Source organism: Nocardiopsis potens DSM 45234, assembly GCF_000341105.1.
GTDB lineage: Bacteria > Actinomycetota > Actinomycetes > Streptosporangiales > Streptosporangiaceae > Nocardiopsis_A > Nocardiopsis_A potens.
In genome coordinates this window covers 25982-39430 of sequence record NZ_ANBB01000081.1, presented here as the reverse complement: position 1 = coordinate 39430, position 13449 = coordinate 25982, and the positions used below count along the sequence as shown (strand labels likewise).

Annotated in this window: 15 protein-coding genes; 6 read left to right on the top strand and 9 right to left on the bottom strand. The window is 74.5% G+C overall.

The features are described 5' to 3' along the window. The first annotated feature begins 36 nt into the window (after positions 1-36). The gene (locus D459_RS0128265; RefSeq protein ID WP_152523143.1) at positions 37-714 is read left to right on the top strand and encodes a hypothetical protein; all 678 of its coding nucleotides are present in this window, start codon (positions 37-39) and stop codon (positions 712-714) included. An 89-nt stretch (positions 715-803) separates the two neighbouring features. Here D459_RS0128265 and D459_RS0128260 read toward each other — a convergent pair whose 3' ends face one another. The 9 genes from D459_RS0128260 to D459_RS0128220 all read right to left on the bottom strand — a co-directional run bounded on the left by D459_RS0128260 (position 804) and on the right by D459_RS0128220 (position 8550). Beyond that, the gene (locus D459_RS0128260) at positions 804-1139 is read right to left on the bottom strand and encodes a hypothetical protein (RefSeq protein ID WP_017596355.1); all 336 of its coding nucleotides are present in this window, start codon (positions 1137-1139) and stop codon (positions 804-806) included. Positions 1140-1214: 75 nt separating this feature from the next. Beyond that, positions 1215-1865, bottom strand: coding sequence for a hypothetical protein (locus D459_RS0128255; RefSeq protein ID WP_152523142.1), 651 nt, complete (start codon positions 1863-1865; stop codon positions 1215-1217). A gap of 213 nt (positions 1866-2078) precedes the next feature. Beyond that, positions 2079-2726, bottom strand: a complete 648-nt coding sequence (locus D459_RS0128250) for a hypothetical protein (protein WP_017596353.1) — start codon at positions 2724-2726, stop codon at positions 2079-2081. Further along, positions 2723-2905, bottom strand: a complete 183-nt coding sequence (locus tag D459_RS0128245; protein ID WP_152523141.1) for a hypothetical protein — start codon at positions 2903-2905, stop codon at positions 2723-2725. Before D459_RS0128245 ends, D459_RS0128250 begins: the two co-directional genes overlap by 4 nt. Before the next feature lie 553 nt (positions 2906-3458). Then, positions 3459-5090, bottom strand: coding sequence for a hypothetical protein (locus D459_RS0128240; RefSeq protein WP_017596351.1), 1632 nt, complete (start codon positions 5088-5090; stop codon positions 3459-3461). Continuing rightward, positions 5087-6007, bottom strand: a complete 921-nt coding sequence (locus D459_RS0128235; protein WP_017596350.1) for an ABC transporter ATP-binding protein — start codon at positions 6005-6007, stop codon at positions 5087-5089. Before D459_RS0128235 ends, D459_RS0128240 begins: the two co-directional genes overlap by 4 nt. Next, positions 5991-6710, bottom strand: a complete 720-nt coding sequence (locus tag D459_RS0128230; protein ID WP_017596349.1) for a TetR/AcrR family transcriptional regulator — start codon at positions 6708-6710, stop codon at positions 5991-5993. Before D459_RS0128230 ends, D459_RS0128235 begins: the two co-directional genes overlap by 17 nt. A 147-nt stretch (positions 6711-6857) precedes the next feature. Next, on the bottom strand, positions 6858-7637 hold the full coding sequence (locus D459_RS0128225) for a hypothetical protein (protein WP_017596348.1): 780 nt from the start codon (positions 7635-7637) through the stop codon (positions 6858-6860). A gap of 184 nt (positions 7638-7821) precedes the next feature. Further along, positions 7822-8550, bottom strand: a complete 729-nt coding sequence (locus D459_RS0128220) for a sporulation protein (RefSeq protein WP_017596347.1) — start codon at positions 8548-8550, stop codon at positions 7822-7824. A 361-nt stretch (positions 8551-8911) separates the two neighbouring features. On the opposite strand from D459_RS0128220, the gene D459_RS0128215 reads away from it, so the two are divergent. The 5 genes from D459_RS0128215 (at position 8912) to D459_RS0128195 (ending at position 13438) form a co-directional block, all read left to right on the top strand. Continuing rightward, complete coding sequence (locus D459_RS0128215) at positions 8912-9394, top strand: GbsR/MarR family transcriptional regulator (RefSeq protein WP_017596346.1); 483 nt, start codon at positions 8912-8914, stop codon at positions 9392-9394. Positions 9395-9428: 34 nt separating this feature from the next. Continuing rightward, a complete protein-coding gene (locus D459_RS0128210) occupies positions 9429-10346 on the top strand; it encodes an ABC transporter ATP-binding protein (protein ID WP_017596345.1) in 918 nt (305 codons plus the stop codon). Further along, entirely contained in the window at positions 10343-11077 is a 735-nt protein-coding gene (locus D459_RS0128205) for a fluoroquinolone export ABC transporter permease subunit (RefSeq protein WP_017596344.1), read from the top strand. Before D459_RS0128210 ends, D459_RS0128205 begins: the two co-directional genes overlap by 4 nt. 1 nt (position 11078) lies before the next feature. Continuing rightward, a complete protein-coding gene (locus D459_RS0128200; protein WP_017596343.1) occupies positions 11079-11819 on the top strand; it encodes an ABC transporter permease in 741 nt (246 codons plus the stop codon). 206 nt (positions 11820-12025) lie between these two features. After that, positions 12026-13438: a TrkH family potassium uptake protein gene (locus tag D459_RS0128195; protein WP_017596342.1), complete on the top strand. Its 1413-nt coding sequence runs from the start codon at positions 12026-12028 to the stop codon at positions 13436-13438. The last annotated feature ends 11 nt before the right edge of the window (positions 13439-13449 follow it).

Below are 13449 nucleotides of genomic sequence, written 5' to 3'. Positions count from 1 at the left end.
TCGGATCTTGAAGTCCATCGCATTCCCCGGTCCGGGGTGTTGCGACGACCGCTAGAACTCAAGGACCACGCCCGGGGGCCGTTCCCGCTGGTGCCGGGGCGCGACCCCGGCTTCCCGGAGGACCCCGGCGCCGCCGGCGCGTGGTGGTGGGAGGTCTTCGGCTGGCGCGACGGCGCTCCCGGCGAGTGCAGCACGGGCCTGTTCCCCGGCCTGCTGATGATCGGTGAGCTCGGCTGCGGGTACGCCCTGAACCTGGTGTTCAACGGCGACGCCCGCGGCCGGGTGGTCTGCACCTGGAACTCCGAGGGGCCGCCGCTCTTCGCCCCGGAGCCCGATCTCCCCGCCTGGTTCGAAACCTGGCTCGACCTGCTGCTCTGCGATGCCGTGCACCCGGTGTGGCGCGGTCCGGTGCTGCGCGTGCGCCTGCCCCGGTCCGCGCCCGGTTCGCCCCTCGACGGCGGTGAGCGCGCCCGGGAGGCGCTGCTGGCCGGGGCGAGCGGGGACGGAGCGGGCGGGGACGGCCCCGCGCCCGCGGCGGCCGACGCGCTCGAGGCGGCCCTGCGCACCGACGCCGACCCCCGCGTGCGCCTCGCCGCGGTCTGCGCCCTGTCCCGCGGCCCCGGGGCCGCCGGCCGGCTGCGCGGCATCGCCTCCACCGCCGTGGGCGACCCCGCCGACCTGGCCCGCACCCTGCTGGCGGCGACGGCGCGCTGACCGCCGCGGGCCGACCGCCCGGATCTCTGGTCAGGCGGGCGGGGCGGCCCTCCCCGGGGGACGGGCGGCGGTGGCGGCGGGTTCCCGGGTCACCGGCCCGCGGCGGTGCGGGAGCGCAGGTGGCGGCGGGTTCCCGGGGCGGCGAGGAGGACCACCGGCACCGTGACGAAGGCGAAGCCGACGATGCCGAACGGCTCCCCGCCGGTGAACCGGTCGACCTGCCACAGGGCGACGATGGCGAGGAAGGCCAGGAGCAGCGCGTATCCCGCGCGCCCCATGCGCGGAAGGCGCTTCGCCGCCAGGGCGCAGGCCAGCGCGGGGAGGAGCCGCATCGCGGCGACCCCGGCCCCGTAGGCCCCGCCGATCAGCAGGAAGACCTGCACCGCGGTCAGGGCGGTGAGGAAGGACATCATCCAGAGCAGCACGCGGGCCGTTCTCAGCGGCCAGGGGGAGCGGCGGGCATCGCGGTCCCCGTTCCGATCGTGGAGCGCGCGGCGGGCTCAGGGCCGGCCGTAGGAGACGGGAAGGTCCTCGAGGACGGTGCTGAAGTCGCCTTCCACCGCCCCGTTCCGCCGGACGGTCCCCGTCCAGCGGTCCAGGCGGTCGCCTCGCTGGGTGTGGAGCGTGACGGCGAAGCCGTCTCCGGCGGGCTCCGCCTCCGGGGCGGAGACGGCGTCCTCGATCCGCTTCTCGGCCTCGTCGCGGGCCTCGTCGCCGGACGGGCCGAGCACGGCGTCGGAGGGGGAGCGGAGAACGACGAGGGGGTCCTGGGAGCGGCGGGTGTACTCGAGGAAGAAGGCGGCCGTCTCGACGGCCGACTCCGGGTCGTCCACCGCCATCCCGGACGCCTCCGCCAAGCGGGTGTAGGCGTCCGCGTCCCCGGTGAGGACGAACGCCTCGCCGCCGGGGCCGAGCGCCGCGAACACGCCGAGGCCGGGGTTGAGCGTGGAGTGGAAGAGGAGGACCCGCCAGTCGTCCGGGAGGGCGGCCTGCTCCTCTTCGCCGACCATCGTGGAGCGCGGGGACGCGACGTCCGGGGCGAACCCGGTCCGCCCGGCCGACCACATCTCCTCCGCCACCGCTCGCCGCTCCTCGGCGAAATCCGCGCCCTGCGGCACTTCCGGCGGTCCGCTCGACTGCGTCCCGGACATCTCGCTCTCTCCCTGCTCCTCGGTGCCGGCGGGGTCGGCCGCGCACCCGCCCGCCGCGAGGACCGCGGTCAGCGCGGCGGCGTGCCGGCCACCGCGCCGCCTCCGCGGAGCGGGGGCGTCCGGGCCGGCTGGAACGGGAGCCCGGTTCTCTCACCGGTCCCCGTCTCATCCCGCGGCGCCCGGGATCGGCGGATGCCGGGCCGGCCGCGCCCGTCAGGCGTCTTCCTCAGGGGAGCGGACGAGCACGATCTGCGGCCGGACCTGCGGTTCTCCCTTCTCTTGGCCGTCCAGGCGCCGCCATGCGGTCACCCAGCGCTGGAACTCGGCCTCCGCGTTCTTCCCGGCGCATCCGGTGATGACGGCGTTGAGCATCGTGTACCGGGGAAGGAGGTCGCTTTTGAGGGCCGTGCAGATGGCCGAGGAGGAGTAGACGCCGCCGCACCGCTCGGACATCTCGCGGAGCGACGGGTTTCCGGCCCAGCGCCGGTAGCGCCTGAGCGCGTCCATGAACTCGGCGGGCGTGAGCGCCTCCATCGGGTCCGGCCGCAGGTCGAAGCCTTCCACATCCGGAACGGCCTGCGCCCTGGCCGGGGAGGAGGCGGCCGCCCCGGCCGGGCGGCCGTCCGGCCGGCGGGCGGGGCCGATGGTGACCACGTGCCCGTCGGTACGGGAGGTCCGCGCCGGCGGGGCGGTCGCGCCGTGGTGGGCGGGGACGACCGGCACTTCTCCCCACAGCGCGCCGTCGGTGCCGACCCGGACCCGCCGGGGCAGGGCTCCGGGGACGACGGTGTAGTTGGGGTCGCCGACATAAGTGCGCAGGGAATCCTGGGGGCCGCTTTCCGCGGGGTCGCGACGGCTCATCGGGTGGACTCCGGGCGCGGCTCGAGCACTTTCTCGGCGATGACGACCACGACCGCGACGGCGATGAGGACCGCGGTCGCGGCGTCATGTCCGCCGATGAGGAGTCCGCAGGCCAGCGCCGCGGAAAGAAGCAGCAGGAGAGTTCGGGCGGATACGGCGGTTCGGACGGAGATATGCATGAGGTACACGACTCCTGTGACGTGACTTTACGGATCGACCTGGACGGAACGTCAGAGCCGGGGCGATCGGGGTGCCTGGAATCATCTGGAGACGACACGCCCACTCTGGCCTGCGAAGGGCCGATGGGGTGAAAGTACCCCATGCGAGCAGGGCTCCGCCACGAAGCGTCGCCCGGTATATGCACCATGTACGCCATTGCGCACTCTGATCCCCGTTGACCTTTCTGGGAATTCTGTGCGCCACTTCGCGCAGGCCGCCGCAAAAGCGTTCAGGGACGTTCAGAATCGTTTAAGATCATTCTGCGGATTTTGATCCCGTTTCCATGGGGCAGAAGTCCACCGGGTAGGAGCCCGACCATGACAGCGGGTTCATTACCTGCATGAAAAGCGGTTGCGGACGTGTCCGCAACAGGCGGGACCGTATCGGCCTGGACGTGGAACGGCCCCGGCGGGGACTGGAGACCCCCGCCGGGAGCCGAAGGGCCCGCCCAGCGGCCCCCGGCACCCCGATGCCGGGGGCCGCTCCCGCCACCCGGGACACCGCTCGGGTCCCTCAGGCGAGCAGGTCGCGGCGGTTCAGGGCGGCGAGTCCGAGGGCGCACAGTGCGGCCGCCAGGGCGGTGAGGGCGAGCAGGGTGCCGGGGCCGGGGACGCCGAGGAACGGCAGGACGTGGGCGAACGGCGAGAACGCCCGGAACAGCCATTCCGGCCAGCCCAGGTGCTGGCCGAACTCGACGGTGAGGGCGACGGCCAGCGCGCCGTAGCCGATCAGCGGTGCGGCGCGGCCGGCCAGGCCGCAGGCGGCCATGGCGATCCCCGTGATCACCCAGACGGCCGGGACCAGGCGGGCCGTGGTGGCGAGCATGGTGGCCGTGTCGCCCGCGCCCGCGCCGAAGCAGAGGCCCACCGCGGGCAGCAGCACCGCTGGGGCGGCCAGCGCCACCGCGAGGTGCCCGGCGGCCCAGCGCACCCGGCCGACCGGGGCGGAGAGCAGCAGGGCGGCGTGCCCGTCGGCCTCCTCCGACCGGATCCGCAGCACGATCTGGACCGTGTAGAGCGTGATCGGGAAGACGGTGCTGAAGGCGATGTAGATGAAGAGCACGTCGGCGGGGGCGGCCCCCGCGGACGCGGCCCACTCGGCCATCCGGTCGCCGACGGCGTACTGCTCCATGGCGGCCGTCCCGGCCAGGGCGGCGGGGAGGCAGACGGCGACCGTGCCCGCGAGCCAGGCCAGCGCCGTTCCCCGGTGCAGCCGCCAGGCCAGGCCGAGCGGGCCGCTCAGCGCGCGCCCCGCGGTGCCGCGGCCCGCGCGCGGCGGGAGCAGGCCGGAGCCGAGGTCGCGCCGGTCGGCCAGGGCGAGCGCCGCCCCGATCAGGACCGCGAGCAGGGCCGCCACCAGGAGGAGCGGCCACCACTGGTCCCCGGCGAACGGCCGGGTGCGCTGCAGCCACCCGTTCGGCGTCAGCCAGCCCAGCCAGGTCAGCCCCGGGCCGCCCAGGTCGGAGATGCCGCGGACGAAGTGCAACGCCATGAACAGCGCGAACGCGCCGGCGGCGGCCGCGCGCGGGCTCGCGGTCAGCTGCGCCGCCACCGCCGCCATCGCGGCCGACAGCCACACCGCGCTCCCGACCACCAGGCCGAAGAGGAGCGACCCGGCGGCGGGCATCCTGGAGGCCAGCATCGTCGCGCAGGTGAGCGCCGCCAGGACCGCGCCGGCCGCGCAGACCACGGCCAGCGCCGCGGCCACCGGGGCGTGCCGCCCCACCGCCGTCGAGCCGATCAGCTCGCGCCGCCCGGCCTGCTCGTCGGTGCGGGTGTGCCGGACGGTGAAGAGCACCGCGCCGAGCGCCGAGAGCAGGGTCGCGGCGCCGAACGACTCCTGCACCAGGAGCGCGTCGACGCCGGTCCCGTAGGCCGGCCCCTGGAACAGCAGGTACATCGGGACGTCGGACATGACCTGGTCGTAGCGGTCCTGGCGGGCCTCGGCGGTCGGGTACAGCGCCTCGTAGGTTCCGCCCGCCCGGGCGCCCGCCACGCCCCAGCTCAGCAGCAGCCACACCGCGAGCATCGCGCGGTCGCGCCGGAGCAGCAGCCGGGCCAGCGCTCCGGTCCCGGTCAGCGGGCCCGCGGGGCCGGCGGCGGAGGGCGGCCCGGCCGTCCGGGGCCCGGCGGCGGGCGCGCTCATCGGGCCACCGCCCCCGGGACGGCGCCGTCGGCCGGTTCGGCCCGGTAGTGGCGCATGAACAGCTCTTCGAGGGTGGGCGGCTGCACGGTGATGTCGGCGATCCCCAGCGTGTGCAGGTGCGCCAGGACCGCGCCGATCCGGTCGGTGTCCACCTGGCAGCGGACCCGGCGGCCCTCGGTCCGCAGGTCGTGCACGCCGGCCATGCCGCTCAGCCCCTCCGGTGCGGCGGCGAGTTCCGCCGCGACCGAGGAGCGGGTGAGGTGGCGCAGCTCGGACAGGGTGCCCGCCTCGACCGTGCGGCCGCCGCGGACGATGGTCACCCGGTCGCACACCGCCTCGACCTCGGCGAGGATGTGGCTGGAGAGCAGGACGGTCCGCCCTTCGGCGCGCTGCTCGGCGATGCACTCCCGGAAGACCGCCTCCATCAGCGGGTCCAGGCCCGAGGTGGGCTCGTCGAGCACCAGGAGCTCGGCGCCGCCGGCCAGGGCCGCGATGAGCGCGACCTTCTGCCGGTTGCCGGTGGAGTAGGCGCGGCACTTCTTCCCCGGGTCGAGGTCGAAGCGGTCGATGAGCTCGTCCCGGCGCCGCCGGTCGGCGCCGCCGCGCAGCCGCCCCAGCAGGTCGATCACCTCGCCGCCGGTGAGGCCGGGCCACAGGGCGACGTCGCCGGGGACGTAGGCCAGGCGGCGGTGGAGTTCCACCGCCCGGCGCCAGGGGTCCTCGCCGAACAGCCGCGCCGTCCCGGCGTCCGGGCGGACCAGGCCGAGCAGGATCCGCAGCGCGGTGGACTTCCCCGCCCCGTTCGGGCCGAGGAAGCCGTGCACCTCGCCTCGGCGGGCGGTCAGGTCCAGGCCGTCCAGGGCCCGGGTGCCGCCGAAGGACTTCGCCAGTCCGGTGATGTCAACGGTCGCGGCCATCGTCGGGGCCGTCCTTCCCCGGCGCGGGCCGCACCGCGGACGCGCCGTGCTGGTGGGCGCGGGCCGCGTCGCGGACGGCCGTGCCGGTCTCGGAGGCCGCGAACTCGGCCATGGAGGTGTAGACGTCGAACATCGCCAGGCCGATGCGGGCCGTGTTCTCCGGAGCCAGCACGTCGGCGCCCATCCGGCGGGACAGGTGCCCGTGCAGCACGACGACGGCCTGGTGCATCGCCGCCATCACCGCGGCGGCGTCGCGCACCCGGTCGGAGCCGGGCGGGAAGCGCTCGGGCCAGGTGCCGCTGAGGAACTCCTCGGCGGCCTCGGCGCCGCTGTCGAAGAACGCCGCGGCGGAGGGGGAGCCGTCGACCATGAGCCGGGCGACGTAGCGCAGCACGAGCGGGCTCTGCCGGAACATCCGGGAGAGGAAGTCGGGGTCGCCGATCTCGCCGCCGGTGACGCCCAGGTTGTCGAGGTTCGCCAGGGTGTCGGCAGCGTAGGCGTCGCAGGCCCGCCGCAGGTCGTCCTTGGTGCCGAAGTGGTGCTGGACCAGGCCGATCGAGACCCCGGCGGCCTCGGCGACGCTCTTCAGGGTCGCCCCGGCGTACCCGCGCGCGGCGAACTGCGCGAGCGCGGCGTCCCTGATCCGCGCCCGGGCGGTCAGGTCCTCGGGCGGCCGGTCGCCTGACTTGGATACTGGAAGCATGTATTCGAAGCTATACGAGATTATTGTTTCTTGTCCAGGGCGTATTGGCGGCGGTCCGGGGCGGGCGGGGGCGGACGCGGCGGAGGCCCGGCGCGCCGCGCGCGCCGGGCCTCCGGGGCCAGGGGGTTCGGGAGGGGAGGGCCGGGGTCAGGGCTCCACGGTGTTCTCCGGCGGGGAGCCGCCGCCCTCCTCGCCGGTCTCGGGGATCCGCTCGGCCAGGTCCTCGGCCACCCGCTCGGCGGAGGCGCGCGAGGGGGTCGTCGAGCCGTCGCCGCCGAACCAGGTCACCTGGACCACGACGTTGCGGAGGCTGAACACGGCGGTGGCGTGGCCGCCCCGGGTGGAGCCCGGCGCCCACTCGGCGTAGTCCCAGCGCAGCTCCTCCGGCGGCTCGTACAGGGCGGTGAACCCGCCGTCGCCGGCGTCGAGGTCCTCCAGCTCGGTGGTCCGGAACGGCCGCTCCTCATCGGCGTCGGAGCGGGTCTCCTCGGCGATGCCGCGCCTGGTGGAGACCATGTCGCGCGCCGCGCCGTAGTCGGTCGGGTCCTCGGCGGGGTCCAGCACGAAGAACTCCGCCACCAGGCTCTTGTCCGCCGCGTCCACGCAGATGAGCGTCGGGTCGAACCGTGCCGGGAGCCCGCTCTCGCCGGGTTCGGACTCCAGCATCATCAGGTCGCCGCCGAGGTGCAGGCCGTCGACGAACTCGCCGGTGAAGACCTCCTCGCAGGAGCCCACGTCCTCGAACGGGTCCCCCGGGTGCAGCGCCACGGGCAGGATCAGCAGCGCGGCGGTCCCGGCGACGACCGCGCCGGCGATCGCCGGCACCTTGTAGCGGGCGATGCCCGCACCGGCCGGTTCGGCTCCGGAGCCGCCGCCGGGCGGTCCGGCGTCTGAGCCGCTGTCGGGGGTCTCGGTCCCATCGGACATGGGGCGGTTTCCTCTCGGGGATCAGAGGGCGGGGGTGCCGGGGAAGGCTCTCACACGCATATCCCGAGAAGGCCTCTTGAAACCGCGGGCGGCCCGGCGAGGGCCGCCGCCCGGGACCGCGGGCGGTCCGGAGCGGCGGGAACGGCGCGGGCCGGCCGCGCGGGGCGGCCGGCCCGGTCGCCGCTCAGGCGCCTTCCAGCGCCACCGGGGGCGCCAGCAGTTCGCGCAGGCCCGGTTCGGGGTCGGCGGCCTCCACCCGCACCTGCCGGGCCGGGCCGCGGTGGCCCGCGACGAGCACCGCCACCTCGCACCCCTCGGCGTCGGCGCGCATCACCAGGGACAGGTGCCGGTCGGCGATCCCGTACTCCAGGCTCTGGTGGAAGAAGTCCTCCGGGGTGCCCAGCGGGCCCGGGCCGCGGTGCAGCACCGCCCGCTCCAGCTCCGCGCCCCGCTCCCGCAGCGCCTGCACCACCGCCAGCTGCGCGGGCAGCGGCTCCACGTCGACCGGGTCCAGGTCGGCGGCGTCCACCGCGCCGTGCAGGTGCAGCCGGGTGTCCAGACCGACGCCCATCCCGGTGATCGGGGTGCCGTCCAGCCTGGTCAGCGGCGCCTCATAGGGGACGGTGAGCTCGAAGTCGAGGTTCTTGCGCTCCCCCGCCTCGATGTCGATCCCGGTCTCCACGTGGGCCCGGGCGAACTCCAGGATGACGTCCCACTCGGTCTCGCCCTTGTCCATCATCGCCCGCGCCTGCAGCCCCACGGTGAGGTCGTCGATGCGCTGCGCGGCGTCCCCGCCCGCGATGAGCACGCTGCCCCGGAGCACTTCGCCGGGCCGCACCGGCCCCACCGGTTCGCTGTAGACCTTCGCTCCGCCGATGCCCAGCGTCGCCAGCAGGCGTCGCCCGAACTCCATTGCCTCTCCTCCGTCACCGCTCCGCACCGGGCCGCCGCCTCGGCCGCCCCGATTCTGACGCCGCAGAGCGGTCCGCGGATCCCGGATCCGCCCACCGCGCCGCGCGGAGGACCACTCTGCCCGCCCCCGCTCGCGCGGCGGGACGCACATACGCGGTCTTGACGGCCGGACGCGCTTTCTTGACGCCCAGCATCGCAGACCTCCGCACCTCGACCCTACGCGCCGCCCGCGGGCGGTCCGCGGGGGCGGCCGGAGGGCCCCGCCCTCCCCTGCGGGATGAACTTTCAAAAAGTATTGAAAGTTCATCCGGGTCGTTCTACCGTCTTCCCTGACGGCACCCGCGACGGTGAGGAGCAGAGGAATGGCGGAGGCGGGGATGGAGCGTGAGCGCCAGGTCTTTGCCGAGGAACTCGGCCGGTTCTTCGAGGAGCGGGGGCTGCCCCGGATGGAGGGGCGCGTCCTGGGCCGACTGATCGTGTGCTCACCCGCGCACCAGTCGGCCGACGAACTGGCCGGGGCCCTGGGTGCCAGCCGCGGGGCGATCAGCATGGCGATCCGGCTGCTCCAGCGCTCCGAGGCGGTGGAGCGGTTCACCGTCCCCGGCTCGCGGCGGCACTACTACCGGCTCCGCCCGGGCTTCTGGCGCGGAGAGATCGACACCCGCGTGCAGGAGGCGGCGGCGGTCCGCACTCTGGCCGAGAACGGGCTCAAGCGCCTGGAGGGCGCCCCCGAGGAGGACCTCGACCGCCTCCGCGACCTGCACGAGATGTACACGTTCCTGGAACGCGGCTACGCCGCCCTGCGCGACTCCTGGCACGAGTCCGGAGGGGCGCGAGAGGGGTAGCCGGCTCCACCCGGCCCATCGCGAGGGAACCACCATGGCCCAGACCCGGCCCGTCACCGGCCCGTCCCCTGCGGCGCCGCCGCAGGCCCCGCCGGTCATCGACGTCGCGGACCTCACCTACACCTACCCCCGGACCGCCGAGCCCGCCGTGCGCGGCATGGACTTCTCGGTCGGCCGCGGCGAGATCTTCGGCTTCCTCGGCCCCAGCGGGGCGGGCAAGTCGACCACCCAGAAGATCCTCACCGGGCTGCTCACCGGCGCCCGGGGCACCGTCCGGGTGTGGGGGCGCTCCCCGGAGGAGCACGGCGGCGACTACTACCGCCGGATCGGCGTCTCCTTCGAGCTGCCCAACCACTACCAGAAGCTCACCGCGCTGGAGAACCTGGAGTTCTTCGCCTCGCTGCACGGCGGGGACACCGAGGACCCGATGGCGCTGCTGCGCCGGGTCGGCCTCGGGGACGCCGCCCGCACCCGGGTCGGCCGGTTCTCCAAGGGCATGCAGACCCGGCTGACCTTCGTCCGCGCCCTGCTGCACCGCCCCGAGCTGGTCTTCCTGGACGAGCCGACCAGCGGGATGGACCCGTCCAACGCGCGCATCGTCAAGGAGATGATCGCCGAGCTGCCCGGGCAGGGCCGCACCGTCTTCCTGACCACGCACAGCATGGAGACCGCCGAGGAGCTGTGCGACCGGGTGGCGTTCGTGGTCGACGGCCGCATCGCCGCCATGGACTCCCCCGACGAGCTCAAGCTCGCCCGCAGCCGGCGCACCGTGCGCGTCGCCTACCGGGGCGAGGACGGCCGGCTGGAGTCCGCGGAGTTCCCGCTGGACGGGATGGCCGACGACGCCGCGCTGCACGCCCTGCTCCGGGAGCGCCGGATCGAGTCGGTGCACAGCCAGGAGGCCGGGCTCGACGACGTGTTCGTCGAGGTGACCGGAAGGAGCCTGGGATGAGCGCCGCCGCCCCCGCCGCGCGCCGGCCCGCCCGGCTGCGCAGCGCCGTGCGGCTGGAGCTCCGGCTGCAGAAGCGCTACGGGTTCCTCTACGCCGCCGCCTTCTCCGTCCTGCCGTGGCTGGCGATCCTGCTGCCGCTGCCGACCGGCTACCGGGAGGCCGCCGCGCCGCTGGTGCTCTTCGGCGACCTGGTGGTCGTCCCGTTCTTCTTCATCGCCGCGTCGCTCTTCTTCGAGAAGGGCGAGCGCACCCTGTTCGCGCTGACCGTCTCGCCGCTGCGCTTCCGCGACTACCTCGGCGCGAAGGTCGCCACCCTGACCCTGCTCAGCACGGTGCTGGCGCTGGTGATCACGGTGATCGCGCACGGCGTGTCCTTCTCGCCGCTGCCGCTGCTGGCCGGGCTGGCCACCACGACCGTGTTCATGCTGGTGCTCAGCTTCACCACCGCGCTCCCGTTCTCCTCGGTCACCGACTGGGTGGTGCCCTCCACCTTCTGGCTGGCCCTGGTGAACGCGCCGCTGCTGCACTACTCCGGCCTGTGGGAGCACCCGGTGCTCTACCTGATCCCCACCCAGGGCTCGCTCATCCTGCTCGGCGCGGCGTTCGGCCAGACCGACCCCGCCCCGTGGGAGTACGCCTACGCGGTCGGCTACCAGCTGCTCTGCGCGCTCCTGCTGGCGCTGCTCGCCCGCCGCCTGTTCACCCGGTTCATCGTCGCGGAGGGGAAGTGACATGGCCGCACCGGTGCGCGCCTTCGGGCGCAACGACCTGATCGGGCTGCGGCGCGACTCCATGCTGCGCTTCCTGGTCGTCGCCCCGTTCCTGTACCTGGCGGTGCTGCGCTTCACGCTGCCGCCGCTGACGGAGATGCTGGACCAGCGGTACGGCTTCGACCTGGTCCCCTACCACCCGCTGATCGTCTCGATGTTCCTGGTGCTGGGGACGCCCGGGGTGCTCGGCGCGCTGGCCGGGCTGATGCTGCTGGAGGAGAAGGACTCCGGGACCCTGCAGGCGCTGCGGGTCGCCCCGGTGTCCATGTCGGTGTTCGCGCTGTACCGGGTGGCCACGCTGGTGGTGGTGACCACCCTGTTCATCACGGTCGCGGTGGCGCTGAGCGGGTTCATGCCCGAGGGCGCCGCCGGGCCGGCCGGCACCGCGGCCGCGGCGCTGTCCGCGGGCCTGACCGCCGCGGTGGTCGCGGTGCTGATGGCGCTGGTGGCCCGGAACAAGCTGGAAGGGCTCGCGGTGGTCCGGGCCGTCGGGACGGTGCTGTTCGCGCTGCCCCTGCTGCCCTGGTTCATCCCGGGCGCCTGGGGGCTGGCCTTCGGCGTGCTGCCGTCCTACTGGGCCGCCAAGATCTTCTGGGTGGCGGCGGAGGGCGGGGCGGTGTGGCCCTGGCTGCTCGGCGGCGCCGCGGTGAACGGCGCCTACCTGGCCCTGCTGCTCTGGGGGTTCGACCGCCGGAACCGGTGAGGTCCGCGCCGGCCGGAAGAGGGCCGCTCCGCTCCGGCGGGGCGGCCCTCCCCTTTCCCCGGACCGGCGCCGGGCGGGCCCCGGCCGTGTCGGCGGCGGCTCCGCTCCTGGTCGGGGATAGGATCGTCCGCCGTCTCCGTCCGGAAGGGCGGCACAGGCCGCATACCGGAAGGCGGCCGCCGGGGACCGCACGGCAGGGGGAGCACATGGACCAGGGGCGGGAGGGCCTGCCCCGCAGAGCGCTGCGGGGTGCGCGGCGCCTGGCGGGCGGGGCGGTCTCGGCCGCGGCCAGGAGGGCGCGGCCGCCGCAGGCGACGGCCGCCGCCTTCGCCCTCGTCGTCGCCGCGGGGACGCTGCTGCTGATGCTGCCCGCGGCCACCCAGGCGGGTGAGGAGACCGGGTTCGTCGACGCGCTGTTCACCGCGGTGTCCGCGCTCTGCGTGACCGGCCTGATCGTGGTGGACACCCCCACGCACTGGTCGCTGCTGGGCGAGTCGGTGATCCTGGTGCTGATCCAGATCGGCGGGGTCGGCGTGATGACCCTGGCCTCGACCCTGATCCTGCTGGTCCGGCACCGGATCAACCTGCGAATGCAGCTGACCGCCGGCGGCGAGACCAAGGCCGTGACGCTGGGCGAGGTGCGCCGGCTGGTGCTCGGCATCACCACGTTCAGCCTGGTCTTCGAGGCGGTGTGCGCGGCGGTGCTGGCCGCGCGGTTCGCCGCCGCCTACGACTACCCGGTGGGGCGGGCCCTCTACCACGGGGTCTTCCACGCGGTGTCGGCGTTCAACAACGCCGGCTTCGCGCTCTACTCCGACTCGCTGATGGGATTCGCCACCGACCCCTGGATCGTGCTGCCGATCGCCTTCGCGGTGATCGCCGGCGGGCTGGGCTTCCCGGTGTGGATCGAGATCTGGCGGCGGCGCCGGCCGAGCCCGACCGGGCGCTGGTCGCTGCACACCCGGGTCACGGTCTGGACCACCCTGGCGCTGCTGGCGATCGGATCGTTCCTGGTGACCGCCTTGGAGTGGTCCAATCCCGCGACACTGGGGCCGATGCGCACCGGCCAGAAGCTGCTGGTCGGCTTCTTCCACGGCGTGATGCCGCGCACCGCCGGGTTCAACAGCCTGGACGTGGCCGGGTTCCACACCCAGACGCTGTTCGTCAACGACATCCTGATGTTCATCGGCGGCGGCAGCGCCGGGACCGCCGGCGGCATCAAGGTGACCACCTTCGCGCTGCTGGCGTTCGTCATCTTCGCCAACGTCCGCGGCGAACCGCGCACCGTGGTCGGCGACCGGACGCTGCCCGCCGACACCGAGCGGCAGGCGGTGACGGTGGCGCTGTTCGCGATCGGCCTCGTCGTCTCCTCCACCCTGCTGCTGATCACCATCACCCCGTTCACCCTGGACCAGGTGCTGTTCGAGGTGGTCTCGGCGTTCGCGACGGTGGGGCTGTCCACCGGCATCACCGCCGACATCCCGCCGCTGGGCCGACTCGTGCTCTGCCTGCTCATGTTCATCGGCCGCATCGGCCCGATCACCCTGGCCACCGCACTCGCCCTGCGCAGCCGCGCCCGCCGCGTCGGCTACCCCGAGGAGCGCCCGGTCATCGGCTGAGCCCCGCCGGG

Excerpts from the sequence above, each read along its gene's own strand:
- D459_RS0128255 (WP_152523142.1), bottom strand. The coding sequence starts at position 1,865 with ATGTCCGGGACGCAGTCGAGCGGACCGCCGGAAGTGCCGCAGGGCGCG.
- D459_RS0128250 (WP_017596353.1), bottom strand. The coding sequence starts at position 2,726 with ATGAGCCGTCGCGACCCCGCGGAAAGCGGCCCCCAGGATTCCCTGCGC.
- D459_RS0128245 (WP_152523141.1), bottom strand. The coding sequence starts at position 2,905 with ATGCATATCTCCGTCCGAACCGCCGTATCCGCCCGAACTCTCCTGCTG.
- D459_RS0128240 (WP_017596351.1), bottom strand. The coding sequence starts at position 5,090 with ATGAGCGCGCCCGCCGCCGGGCCCCGGACGGCCGGGCCGCCCTCCGCC.
- D459_RS0128235 (WP_017596350.1), bottom strand. The coding sequence starts at position 6,007 with ATGGCCGCGACCGTTGACATCACCGGACTGGCGAAGTCCTTCGGCGGC.
- D459_RS0128230 (WP_017596349.1), bottom strand. The coding sequence starts at position 6,710 with ATGCTTCCAGTATCCAAGTCAGGCGACCGGCCGCCCGAGGACCTGACC.
- D459_RS0128225 (WP_017596348.1), bottom strand. The coding sequence starts at position 7,637 with ATGTCCGATGGGACCGAGACCCCCGACAGCGGCTCAGACGCCGGACCG.
- D459_RS0128220 (WP_017596347.1), bottom strand. The coding sequence starts at position 8,550 with ATGGAGTTCGGGCGACGCCTGCTGGCGACGCTGGGCATCGGCGGAGCG.
- D459_RS0128215 (WP_017596346.1), top strand. The coding sequence starts at position 8,912 with ATGGCGGAGGCGGGGATGGAGCGTGAGCGCCAGGTCTTTGCCGAGGAA.
- D459_RS0128210 (WP_017596345.1), top strand. The coding sequence starts at position 9,429 with ATGGCCCAGACCCGGCCCGTCACCGGCCCGTCCCCTGCGGCGCCGCCG.
- D459_RS0128205 (WP_017596344.1), top strand. The coding sequence starts at position 10,343 with ATGAGCGCCGCCGCCCCCGCCGCGCGCCGGCCCGCCCGGCTGCGCAGC.
- D459_RS0128200 (WP_017596343.1), top strand. The coding sequence starts at position 11,079 with ATGGCCGCACCGGTGCGCGCCTTCGGGCGCAACGACCTGATCGGGCTG.
- D459_RS0128195 (WP_017596342.1), top strand. The coding sequence starts at position 12,026 with ATGGACCAGGGGCGGGAGGGCCTGCCCCGCAGAGCGCTGCGGGGTGCG.